Origin of the sequence: Herbaspirillum sp. NPDC101397, from assembly GCF_044767325.1 — a bacterium.
In the GTDB taxonomy this organism is placed as follows: Bacteria; Pseudomonadota; Gammaproteobacteria; order Burkholderiales; family Burkholderiaceae_D; genus Herbaspirillum.
In genome coordinates, this window is the sequence record NZ_JBIWNS010000008.1 from 61,370 (window position 1) to 73,372 (window position 12,003).

Here is a 12,003-nt window from a genome sequence, read left to right on the forward strand (position 1 = left end):
AGAAAAAAAGGACGGCAAAAAGCGGCAGCAAGGCATTTCGATCATGCCCTGCTGCCGCTTTTCATTGCGGAAGACGGTAAGTTACTGCGCCTGGTCCTGCGCGCCGGCGCTGCGGCCCTTGCCGACGAAGGCCAGATTGGAGGTATCGGTCTTGAACACCTGGTCGATCAGCTCCATGCATTCCTTGGCGGCGGACAAATAATCCTGCTCGCCGGGAAAGCCGTTCGAAAGGTTCGCCAGCTTGCGCGCACGCTGAACCGATTCCAGCGCATCGTCGCGCGTCAGGTAGTTCTTCCGCACGAGAATGGCGAGGATGTCGAGGGTAACCGCGTAGTTCGCGATGCAATAGCTCAGGGAAATTTCGTTGTTGGTGCCACCGTTGTTGCCGCTCATTGTAAGCTCCGTTCTTGTGTCTGCGAGGGATGGGAGAAGCTTACGGCGACAATGTTGTTAAAGGTATCAGGAAATTCCCGATGCCTCTGCCTCCTGAGCCGCACCCGCTTCCCGCACCACGGTGTGAACGAAACGCAACTTTTCCAGCACCGGGGTCGACAGCGTAAATGGATACGAATCCGGCATGCCGATGCTGCGGTTGAGGCTGTTGAGTACATAGGTCAGCGCAAACCACTCGCGCGACAGTTCGTCGAAGCTGTCCTCTTCCACCGGCGAGGCATCAATCACCAGCTGCTGCTCCCCCCGATGCTGAGGACGCAATTGCACGCCACAGGAATAGGCGGTTTCAAGCGTGTCGAACATGTGCAGGTAATGCGCCCAGGTTTCAGCCCAGTCTTCCCACGGATGGCTGCTGGCATAGACACTCACGAAGTTCTGCTCCCAGCCTTGCGGCGGACCGTTGTCGTAGTGGCGCTGCAGGCTTTGTCCGTAATCGGTGCTCTCGTCGCCGAACAGCGCCCGAAACGCATCCAGCCGCGGCGTGCCGGCGATCAGGCGATCGAAATAATAATGCCCGCTTTCATGGCGAAAATGTCCCAGCAGCGTGCGATAGGGCTCGGCCATCTGCTCGCGCATCTTCTCGCGGTAGGCCGGATCGGCTTCGGCGATGTTGATGGTGATGACGCCGTCGGCATGGCCGGTCATGATTTTTTCGTGCGGCATGTCCTGCAGGAATTCGAAGGACAGTCCGTTGCCGGCATCCTCCATCTTGGGCGGCGGTTGCAAGCGCATGGTCCAGAGCGAATGCAGCAGGCGGCGCTTGGCGACCTCCAGCCGGTGCCACAACAGGCGATTGTTGGCGACGTCGAGTGAAGGAATGACGGTGGTCAGGCGACAAGAGGCGCACAGCTCGTGCTCGTCCTGGTCGTCGAGCATCCAGTTGCACACTTGTTCCTGCGCATAGTTGCGGCATTGCCGGAACAGCTTGCCGGCATTGAGCGGATTGACGCTGCGCCAGCGCAACGGCGTTTCGGAAGGGCTGGCTGCGTCCGCCACCTGCGAATCGGTAGTTACGTCGGTAGTTACGTCGGTCGATACGTCGGCCTGCACCCCGGCCAAAGCATCAACAGCTGCATTAACAGCTGCATCGACCTGCTCCTCGGCTTGGTCGACCGGCGTAAAGCTGCTCATGATCTGGTGTTCGGGCTGATAGCCCAGCATCCAGCCGCAATGATTGCAGACGGTGTTCTCAAAAAAAACCTGCTTGCTGCAATTGTCGCAGTGGAATGTCTTCAAGGTGCGGGAGCTCCAATAACAAGGTCTTCAGGCGGCGCTGGATGCGTCTGCGTACGCATCAATTGCACCGGGATGGATTTGGCGGCCGGCACTTTGCTTTCCCTGGCATGGTGCGCCAAGGGAATCAACGGATTGAGTTCAGGGAAATATCCCATCACGCAACCGGCCGGAATATCGAATGCATGCACGCGCAGATTGGCGACGCTGCGCGCGATGTCATCCTGCGATACGGTCGAGGCCGTCACGAAATCGCCTTCCTCCAGCGCCAGTCGGGACATGTCGGCGGCATTCATCAATAATACCTGACGCGTGCCGTGCACACCGCGAAAGCGATCGTCGAGTCCGTACACGGTGGTGTTGAACTGGCTGTCGCCGCGCGTGGTCATCAGCCGCAGCACGTCCGGGCCGTCGGCAGGCATGTCGGGATCCTCGTCGAGGCTGTCGGGCGTGATGAAGTTGGCCTTGCCGTTTTCGGTCTTCCACTTGCGCTCGCGCGCCGCCAGCGGCCGCGCAAAGCCGCCGGGCGTCCACATGCGTTCGTTGAAATCATGGAAAATTTCGGGATAGGTTTCGGCAATGGCGTTGCGGATGCGCGAGTAGTCGGCTTTCCAGGCGTTCCAGTTGACGCGCGGATTGGGGATCAGGATGCGCTTGGCGATCTCGGCGACAATCGCGACTTCGGACAGCAAATGTTCCGAGGCCGGCTTCACCATACCATGCGACCCGTGCATGCAGCCGGTACTGTCTTCGACGGATACGGCTTGCGGCCCGCCGGCCTGCCGGTCGATTTCAATCCGGCCCAGGCACGGCAGCAGATAAGAACGGCGGCCGTGGATCACCGAGCTGCGATTGAGCCGCGTGACCACCTGCACCGTCAGCGGAATCTTGCGCCAGGCCGGCTCCATGCGGCCGTGGTCGGGAATGGCGCGTACGAAATTCCCGCCCAGCATGAAGAAGGCCGAGATTTTTTCCTTGAGGATTTCTTCACAGGCTTCGACGGTATTCAGGCCTTTTTTCTCCGGCACATCGAAGCAGTACTGCTGCTTCAGTTTTTCTTTCGGCACCATCTCCGGCTTTTCGGTGATGCCGACGGTGCGCTGGCCCTGCACGTTGGAATGGCCGCGGATCGGGCAGATGCCGGCGCCCGGCCGGCCGATATTACCGCGCAGCAGGAGCAGGTTGGTCAGCATGTGGATGGTGCGCACCGCTTCGCGATGCTGAGTCACACCCATGCCATACATCAACATGGTCGAGCGGGCGTTGGCGTAGGTCTGCGCGGCCTGTTCCAGCTCGGCGCGCGAAACCCCCGAGCGCCGTTCGATCTCGGTCCAGTCGGCACTGCGCGCGGCGGCGGCGAATTCTTCGAAGCCGGCCGTATGGTCGGCGATGAAGCCGACGTCGAGCAGGCGCGGCTGGCGCGTTTCACGGGCGACGTCGTCGGCTTCGATCAGCCACTTGGCCATGCCCATCACGGCGGCCGTATCGCCGCCGATCTTGATCTGCACATACTGCGAGCTGATGGCGGTGCGCGCCGGGGTCAGCATTTCCAGTGGCGATTGCGGATTGACGAAACTGACCAGGCCGCGTTCGCGCAGCGGATTGAAGGTGATCACCGGCGCGCCGCGCTTGCGCACTTCTTCCAGAGAATGCAGCATGCGCGGCGCATTGGTGCCGGTGTTGTGACCGAAGAACAGCAGGCAGTCGGTCGCCGCGAAATCATCCAGCGTGACCGTGCCGACCGCCACGCCGATGGTCTTCGGCAAGGCCACCGAAGTCGACTCGTGGCACATATTGGAGCTGTCGGGAAGATTGTTGTTGCCGTACATGCGCGCCATCAGCTGGTACATGTACGACGTCTCGAGCGAGGCGCGGCCGGAGGCGTAGAAGACCACCTTCTCGGGATCGGCCGCGCGCAACTGCGAGCCGATTTCATCGAAAGCCTTGTCCCAGGAAATCGGCAGGTACTTGTCGCTGGCGTCGTCATAGCGCATCGGATGCGTGACGCGACCGACGGCTTCGAGTTCAAGGTCGGACCAGCTTTCGAATTCGGTGACGGTGTGCTGGGCGAAGAATTCCGGGGTGGCGCGCTTGTCGGTGATTTCCCAGGCGGTGGCCTTGGCGCCGTTCTCGCAAAATTCAAACACATGCGGATCGGCCGGCTTGGCCCAGGAACAACTGACGCAGGCGAAGCCGTCGGACTTGTTCTGCTTCATCAGCACGCGCGTGCCGGCGGTCAATACGTGTTCCTGCATCAGGATGGAACCCAGCGCGCGCACCGACCCCCATCCGCCGGCGGCGTTGGTGTATTCGGTGAAACTGGCTTCTTCGGGAATGTCTTTGGTCTTCATGCGCTTCTCCGTACCGACAAGGCCGGCGGCATGAACGGAACAAGCGGGTGCCGGGCCAAAGCCATATCATCCGCCAGCCCGGCCGGTTTGGATGTAGGCCGGGAGCCGATTTGCGTACAGCGCCTGTCCTACAAAGCAACAGCCGCCGGCATTGAGGCGTCCCAGACTTACTCTGGCAACTTGCCGAGATCGATCGGCTCGGCCGTGGATTTGCCGTTGTGGCGCGCACGGAAGCCGGCGGAGAAAGCGTATGCCGCCTTGCGGATCCGCATGATGGAGCCGATCGGCCGATGCGCGGCGACACCGTGCCAGGGGCTGAACGACATGCCGTCGTCAATCGCCTGCGACCGCGCCTCGCTCCAGGCCGTCTGACGCGGCACGCGGATGCGCGCGACCGTGACGTAGGGACTGGTGTCTTCGGGCCAGACCACGGCGGCATCTTCGATCGGCATGTGTTCCAGGTCGGTACACAACTGCACGCGCAATTCCCACTCCGCATCGTTGACCGCAAAGAAATCGCATACGGCTTCACGCAGGCCATCTGGCTTGCCGCGCAAGTCGACCTGTGCACCGGTCAGCGCTTTCAGGTTGGCCGAGACCGGCGCCACCGAGATCTTGGACATGAACGGTCCGCACAGCAGCGGCGCCTGGCTGTAATAGGTTTCGCCCAATACATGGTTGGGCGGATGACCGCCCATGGCCATCAGGGTACTGCTTTGCTTGCCGGCCGATTCGAGCATTTCTTCGGCGCCGCGCAGCAATAGCGACAAAGCCTGTTTCAGCTTCGGCGCCTTGTCGGTGGTCTTGGCCAGCAGCTTCAGCGTGCCGAGGAATTTCTTGGCGCTAGAGACGGCAAACGCCGGCCCGTTGACCAACACGAAATCCTGGGTCACGTCCGCTTCGGAATCGGGCAGGCGCGAGCCTGACACGCCGACGATCTTGATCGCCATACCGCGCGGCGTCGAGACCTTGTCGTCGAGCATGTCGCCCGGCGTAGTCGACAGCCGCATCACCAAGGGATAAATACCGGGACGGGCGAACACGCCGTGCGCCAGCGTCGCAGGCAAACCCTCGAGCACCTCCAGCTCGCCGCGCAGCAGGCCGTGGCTCTTGGCGTGCACGCTGCGCATGGCATGGCCGGAGTGCTTGAAGGTGGTCTCCGAAATTTCCTTGAGCGCGGCGATGAGGCCGGCTTCAACCTCCTTCTCGTCGGGTTCAAGGAGTTCGTACGCCGGATCGTAATAGATAGGCGCTGCGAGACTGCGATCGTCTGGCTTCATTGGCGTGTCCTCCGGTGATGGCTGATGAGCTAGATGCTGCGTTAATGCGTTAGCCCGTATTAGCGAGTACCGCCGCCTGCGCCTACGCCTACACCCAGACCGCCTGAGCCGCCGGAGCCGCCTGCATTGCCCGAGCCGCCCACGCCGACTGAAGCGCCGACGCCGCCGTTGCCGCCGTTGCCATTGCTACTACCCCCGCCGTTCACGCCCACGCCTGCATTGACGCCGCCGTTTGCGCTGCCATTACCGGAGCCGGAGCGCGTGCCGGAATTGACGCCGCTATTCACGCCGCCCTTGACACCGGCGTTGCCGCTGCTGTTGACGCCCGAACCGCTGCGTGTGGAAGAACCGGAACCGCCGGACGCGCCGCCTGATACGCCGCCATTACCGGAAACGCCTGCGGAACCCGACGAGGATCCGGACATGCCGGAACCCGAAGTCGAACCGCCCACGCCAGCGCCACCGGAACCGCCCGCAGCCCCCGAAGCAGCCTGTGCAAAAGCGCCGCCGCTGAGCGAGGCAGCGACCAACAGGGTCAGAATACGGATGGATGTCTTTTTCATGGTATCTCCTTGATTGGATAAATGAAGACGGTACCGCCCATGCAGGGAAGCGCATGGGCCGAGAAATTCCGCCGCTGACATCGAGCCTACGCGCCCCGGGGCTGCCGGTCAGTCGGACAAGCGGCAAATCCTTGTCGGCGAACGCTGGATTCGGGCATCGGTCAAGCGCCACAGGATTTGTGATGGCAGCTATCAGGCCTTCTCCTACAAGCAAAGGCGGGCTTTTCCTCTAGCCGCTATCGCGCCGTCGCACAACACTGCTGGTTCACCGTCCCGCAATCCGCTCCACACGCTCCATATTCATCTGCGCGACGGCCATGCCTGCCTTGTTTTCCGCAGCAGCCGCCGAGCGCCCCGTTTTTGGGAGACCAGCCATGTCCGACACCGTCACCACCATGCCGCCGCAACACCAGCAACACCAGCCCGGCGACGAGTACCTGATGAATCCCAGGCCGCATAGCATGCCTCGCCTGCAAGCTCCCGGCACGCGCCTGAGCCAGAAGGTCGCCCTGATCACCGGCGGCGACAGCGGCATCGGCCGCGCGGTGGCGCTGGCGTTCGCCGGCGAGGGCGCCACCATTGCCGTGATCTACCTGGACGAGCACGAGGATGCCGTCGAAACCCAACGCCTGGTGCGCGAAGCCGGTGGCGAATGCCTGCTGTATCCGGGCGACGTCGGCTCCGAGAAATTTTGCCGGGAAGCGGTCAAGGCCGTCGTCGACCAATGCGGCCGGCTCGACATCCTCGTCAATAACGCGGCCCAGCAGTTTCCTTCCAACGACATTGAAAAGATTACGGAAGAGCAGCTCGAGAAGACTTTCCGCGTGAACATTTTTTCCATGTTCTACATGGTCAAGGCGGCGCTTCCCTATCTGGTTTCAGGTGCGCGCATCATCAATACCGCCTCCATCACCGCCTATCGCGGCAGCGCCCACCTGGTCGATTATTCCGCCACCAAGGGGGCCATCGTGGCGTTCACCCGGTCATTGGCGCAACAATTGGTCAAACATGAAATCCACGTCAACGCGGTCGCCCCCGGCCCGGTCTGGACGCCGCTGATCCCGGCCAGTTTTTCTGCCGAAGAAGTGGCAAAGTTCGGCGCCAACGTGCCGATGAAGCGTCCCGGCCAGCCCGACGAGATCGCGCCGTCCTACCTGTTCCTGGCGACTGAGGGCGCGTCCTACATGACCGGCCAGGTGCTGCATCCGAACGGCGGCGAAATTATCAACGGCTAATCATCAACGAATAGTTTTCCGCGGCGACGGGCATAATGGATCGGGAATCGCTGCTACCGCGCCACTGCACCACAAACCGGCCTGACAACAAACATAAGAAGACCAAGCAATGACAGAAGCACCGACTGCTACCGCAGGCTCACCCGCCCCCTCGCCCTTGCCACCTTCGGGATCCGGCCGTCCGCTTTTGCGGCTTGCCTTGCGCATCGTGTTGTGGACGCTTGCCGCAGTACTACTGCTCGGCGCCGCACTGCTCATTGCCGTCGCCACGGTGGACTGGAACGTTGCGCGCCCCTGGGTCAGCCGCAAGGTGGTCGAACTGACCGGACGCGAATTCGTCATCAGCGGCAATCTCGAGGTCGGCTACACACTGGGCCTGCCGACCGAACCAGGATGGCATCGTTACGTGCCGCGCTTGCGCATCACCGGCGACAACGTTCGCTTCGGCAATCCATCGTGGGCCAGCACCGGTCCCAATCTCGCCACCGCCCGCCGCGTCAGCGTGGCGCTGCATCCGCTGCCGCTGCTGAAACATCGCGTGGTGCTAAGCGACCTGATCATGGACACGCCGATGCTGGCGCTGGAGCGTGATGCGCAGGGTCGTCGCTCGTGGCGGCTGCGCGACCCCGACCGGCCGTCGCCGTGGCGGCTGGAGGTCTTGCACTCCAGCTTCAGCAACGGCGACCTGGTCTATGTCAATCGCCTGCTCGATCTCGATATCAAGGCCAAGGTCACCTCGCTCGATGACGCCAACGCCAGCGGCCCGGCCACCGGCCAACGCTTCGGCCTGCAGTTCACCGCCACCGGCACCTATCGCAAGGCATCGGTCAACGGCAGCGGCAAGGCAGGCAGCCTGCTGGCGTTCACGGCGGAACATTCGGTGTTCCCGATCCAGGCGCAGGCCCTGCTCGGCAAGAACAAAGCCAGCATTGACGGCATCATCAACGACCCGCGTGCACCGGCCGGACTCGACCTGCAGCTGACGCTGGGCGGCGACAGCATGAGCGATCTTTATCCGGTCACCGGCGTGCTGCTGCCGCAGACGCCCGCTTATGAAACACGCGGCCGCCTGATCGGCACAAAGAACGACGGCATCTGGCTCTGGACCTATGAGAAATTCAGCGGCCGCGTCGGCGACAGCGATCTGTCCGGCACGGCGCAATACCTGCCGCGCCAGCCCAAGCTGCCGCGGCCGCTGCTGCGCGGCACGATCACCTCGCAACAACTGCGACTGGCCGATCTCGGCCCCTCCGTGGGCGCCGACGCCGCTTCCAAAAAGCCGGGACGCGACAAGCTGTTGCCGGACAAGCAGTTCCGCGCTGAACAGTGGAGTGCGCTGGACGCCGACATCGCCTTCAAGGGCAAGAAAATCATCAGCAGCTTCGCCGCGCTGCAAGATGTGGACACCACCATCCGCATGCAGGATCGCGTGCTGACTTTGGCGCCGCTCAACTTCGGCTTGGCCGGCGGCAAGGTGACCACCAACATTTCTCTGGATGGCAGACATCAGCCGATTGCCGCGCAGATCAAGCTGGCCGCGCGCCAGGTCAAGGTGCGCGAGCTTTTCCCGAAACTGAAATCGATGCAGGCCAGTTTCGGCGAGATCAACGGCGACGCCGCGCTGACCGGCCACGGCAATTCCATCGCCGCCATGCTGGGCACTTCGAACGGCGAAATCGGCGCGGTCGTGAGCGAAGGCGCCGTCAGCAAATTCATCCTGGAAGCGGCTGGCCTGAATATCGCCAACGCCGTCTTCGCCAAAGTGTTCGGCGACAAGCCGGTGCACCTCAACTGCATGGTGGGCGACATGGTCGTCAACCATGGCCGCGCCGAGGTGCGCCGCTTCATGCTCGACACCGACGACACGCGCGTCGACGTGACCGGCGGCGTCGACCTGAGCCGGGAACAACTGGACCTGGACGTGCGTCCCAAGAGCAAGGGCGTCAGGATCTTTTCCTTGCGCACGCCCTTGTATGCCAAGGGCAGTTTCGCGCATCCCGACATCGGTCCGTACAAAGGTCCGCTGGCGCTCAAAGCCGCCGCTGCCGGTGCGCTGGCCTTGCTGGCGCCGGCTGCTGCGGTGCTGCCGCTGGTGAGCATGGGCGACAAGCAGGACAACGCCGACGACTGCGCGCTGGCGATGGCGAAGACCGCGCAGACACGCGCCCAACCGCATTCTGAGCCGACCGCTGCACCGGCCAAGCCGGTCACGCAAGGGGACATGAAAAAGCCGTAACAGGAGAAACCGCATGCCCGACATCGAGACGCAACAACCCAAGCACACCACCGTCACGCCGGCCGGCAAGATCGTCGTCGGCGCCGTGCTGGCGACCGGACTCGGCCTGCTGTTTGCAGGCCTGCGCGGAAAAAGAAAGCAACGGACGGTAGCCTCCGCCGCCGCCCTGCCGGCGCCGCGTCCCGTGGCGGCGCGCAAGAAAATCGTCCATCCGCGCAAGCCCGGCTTCCTCGAACAACTGGCCCCCTTGCTCACCACCGTGCTGCCGATGATCGCTTCATGGCAAGCGGAACAAGGCAAGCGCGCAGCGCACGCCTCGCTGGAAAAGACGCGTGAATCTGCGGCGCTGGTGGAGGCTGCTGCAGCGCTGACCGCCGAATCGTCGCAACTGCATCCGTCCGAGGGCGGCGTCATCAAGATCCAGCCGGGACCGTGGTGGCGCCAGGCATGGCAGTTCGTCCACGCCGCCGTCAACGCCTGGCTCGACAATTTTGCGCCGAGCATGGGTGCAGCGATCGCCTACTACACCATGTTTTCCATCGCGCCGATCCTGATCATCGCGATCGCCATCGCCGGCATGATTTTTGGCCAGGACGCCGCGCAGGGAGAAATCGTCGAGCAGATCCGCAGTATCGTCGGCACCGACGGCGCCATCGCGGTGCAGGTTTTGCTGAAGTCGGTCAGCACGCGCTCGGATGGCGTGATCGCCACGGTGCTCAGCGTGATCACGCTGGCGGTCGGCGCCACCGCAGTGTTCGCCGAGCTGCAGAGCGCACTCGACCGCATCTGGAAAATGCCCACCGTGGCGCGCCAGAGCAGCATCTGGACGCTGGTGCGCACGCGCCTGCTGTCGTTCGGCCTGATCCTCGGGCTGGGCTTCATGCTGATGGTGTCGCTGGTGGTCAGCGCCGGGCTGGCGGCTCTGGGGAAATGGTGGGGCGGCTGGTTCGAAGGCTGGACCATCGTCATGCACGTAGCCAACTTCGTGATTTCGTTTGCGGTGTTCACCGTGCTGTTCTCGGCGATCTACCGCTTCATGCCGCGCGTGAGCCTGTCATGGCATGACGTGCGCATCGGTGCGATGGCGACCACGGTGATGTTCATGATCGGCAAATACCTGATCGGCTTGTACCTGGGCCGGACCGGCATGAGTTCCGGCTTCGGCGCGGCCGGATCGTTTGCGCTGCTGCTGGCGTGGATCTATTACTCGGCGCAGATTTTCCTGCTCGGCGCCGAGTTCACCTGGATCTATGCCAACAACTTCGGCTCGCGCCAGCCGCGCATTTAGAACGGCTAATAAAACACCGCTGGCGGCGTTGCTTCTCCCGGTTCAACTTAACTGAGGTACTTTTCATACTGTCTTGGTCGGCGCGCCTCGCCATCGACATTTTTGTTAGCCGCTCTTAATTATTTTTATGCAGCCCAGCGTTGCGCCAGCGCCGCCAATTCCGCCTTGGCGCGCACCAGCGCCGCTTCGCGTTCCTGCACGGCGCTGAAGGTCAGCGGCTGGGCATCGACGAAGGTCGGCGACGGCACGCCCATGAAGGCAAACGCCGCGCGCAAGGCCGGCGTGAGCGCATCCATCCCCGCCAGCGGAGAACCGGGGCGCAGGTCGGCGCCGCGCGTGGTCAGGAACAATACCTTTTCCGGCGCCAGCTGCCCCTGGTAGGATCCGTCCGGGCCGACCTTGTAGGTCAGGTCGGTGCGCACGATGTTGTCGATGAAGGCCTTGAACGCGGACGGCATCGAGAAGTTGTACATCGGCATGGCGAACACGAAGGCGTCGGCATTCAGCACGCGCTCACATAGCGCGTCGGAGGCCGCCAGCGTTTGTTTCATGGCCGGCGTGCGTTGCGCTGCCGGCGTGTAGGTGGCGACGGTGAACGCCTCGCTGACGTGTGCCGGAGTATCGGCCGCGACGTCGAGGTAATCGACTTCAAGCGCCGGGACCTGCTGCTTGAGGAGGTCGATGAAGTGACGCGAGAGCGCGCGCGAGTTGGACCATTCGCGCTTGGCGCTGGCGTCGACGTGAAGCAATTTCATGAAGCTGTTCCTTGGGTGGACTTTGGTGGGACTTTATTGTGCGGGGGTGATGGATTTGCCGAAGCGCATGGAGCTGGTCAGCAGACCCTGACGGAAATAGAAGCGTTGCGCCAGCGCATTGGCCAGTCCGGTGTCGAGCGTGAGCCGCACACAACCGGACTGCGCAGCAACTTCGCTGAGTGCATCCAGCAAACGCGCGCCGCATTGGCTGCCGCGCGCCTCTTCAGTGGTGATGAGGTCGTCGACGTAGAGGAATTTTCCGTAGACCAGGTTTTCTTGCAGGCGATAGCCGGCCAGCGCGATCGGCTGGTCGTCTTGCCATTCGGCCAGCAGGCGGTAGCCTTCAGCGGCCTGGCGCGCCACGCGCTCAAGGAATTCCGCTTCGCTTTGCAGGTGCGGACGCAACTGCTTCATGACCGGATAGCAGGCGCGCAGGGCTTCCGGCGTATCGGCATGGCGCAGGACGGCGGGACTGTTGGACATGGACATCCTTCCAGGCAGAGTTGACAAGCCTGCATGGTAAGGAAGGTTTGGCACAACCGACAGAGCCAAGAAGCACAGATTTCACTGGGACATCGGGATGATCGGTCCGAGGTCCACCCTGCGGCC

The 12,003-nt window shown here is 62.8% G+C and carries 10 protein-coding genes; 3 read left to right on the forward strand and 7 right to left on the reverse strand.

From position 1 onward, the window contains the following. Window positions 1-81 precede the first annotated feature (81 nt). The 5 genes from ACIROW_RS19475 to ACIROW_RS19495 all read right to left on the reverse strand — a co-directional run bounded on the left by ACIROW_RS19475 (window position 82) and on the right by ACIROW_RS19495 (window position 5,880). Window positions 82-393 carry a hypothetical protein gene (locus tag ACIROW_RS19475; RefSeq protein WP_402278098.1) on the reverse strand — a complete coding sequence of 104 codons (312 nt, stop codon included), beginning with the start codon at window positions 391-393 and terminating at the stop codon, window positions 82-84. Between the two features lie 66 nt (window positions 394-459). Then, the gene (locus ACIROW_RS19480; protein WP_402278099.1) at window positions 460-1,689 is read right to left on the reverse strand and encodes a putative zinc-binding metallopeptidase; all 1,230 of its coding nucleotides are present in this window, start codon (window positions 1,687-1,689) and stop codon (window positions 460-462) included. Then, window positions 1,686-4,037, reverse strand: coding sequence for an FdhF/YdeP family oxidoreductase (locus tag ACIROW_RS19485; protein ID WP_402278100.1), 2,352 nt, complete (start codon window positions 4,035-4,037; stop codon window positions 1,686-1,688). The genes ACIROW_RS19480 and ACIROW_RS19485 overlap by 4 nt, the downstream gene beginning before the upstream one ends. Window positions 4,038-4,204: 167 nt before the next feature. Further along, on the reverse strand, window positions 4,205-5,317 hold the full coding sequence (locus ACIROW_RS19490) for a catalase family protein (protein ID WP_402278101.1): 1,113 nt from the start codon (window positions 5,315-5,317) through the stop codon (window positions 4,205-4,207). A gap of 59 nt (window positions 5,318-5,376) precedes the next feature. Continuing rightward, window positions 5,377-5,880, reverse strand: a complete 504-nt coding sequence (locus tag ACIROW_RS19495; protein WP_402278102.1) for a hypothetical protein — start codon at window positions 5,878-5,880, stop codon at window positions 5,377-5,379. Between the two features lie 374 nt (window positions 5,881-6,254). Here ACIROW_RS19495 and ACIROW_RS19500 point away from each other — a divergent pair, with 374 nt between their 5' ends. The 3 genes from ACIROW_RS19500 (at window position 6,255) to ACIROW_RS19510 (ending at window position 10,639) form a co-directional block, all read left to right on the forward strand. After that, window positions 6,255-7,115, forward strand: coding sequence for an SDR family oxidoreductase (locus tag ACIROW_RS19500; RefSeq protein WP_402278103.1), 861 nt, complete (start codon window positions 6,255-6,257; stop codon window positions 7,113-7,115). A gap of 109 nt (window positions 7,116-7,224) precedes the next feature. Next, a complete protein-coding gene (locus ACIROW_RS19505; protein ID WP_402278104.1) occupies window positions 7,225-9,351 on the forward strand; it encodes an AsmA family protein in 2,127 nt (708 codons plus the stop codon). A gap of 13 nt (window positions 9,352-9,364) precedes the next feature. Beyond that, entirely contained in the window at window positions 9,365-10,639 is a 1,275-nt protein-coding gene (locus ACIROW_RS19510) for a YihY/virulence factor BrkB family protein (RefSeq protein WP_402278105.1), read from the forward strand. Between the two features lie 125 nt (window positions 10,640-10,764). Here ACIROW_RS19510 and ACIROW_RS19515 read toward each other — a convergent pair whose 3' ends face one another. Both ACIROW_RS19515 and ACIROW_RS19520 read right to left on the reverse strand, forming a co-directional pair. Beyond that, window positions 10,765-11,394, reverse strand: a complete 630-nt coding sequence (locus ACIROW_RS19515; protein ID WP_402278106.1) for an FMN-dependent NADH-azoreductase — start codon at window positions 11,392-11,394, stop codon at window positions 10,765-10,767. A 33-nt stretch (window positions 11,395-11,427) separates the two neighbouring features. After that, complete coding sequence (locus tag ACIROW_RS19520; RefSeq protein WP_402278107.1) at window positions 11,428-11,877, reverse strand: GNAT family N-acetyltransferase; 450 nt, start codon at window positions 11,875-11,877, stop codon at window positions 11,428-11,430. Between the last annotated feature and the right edge of the window lie 126 nt (window positions 11,878-12,003).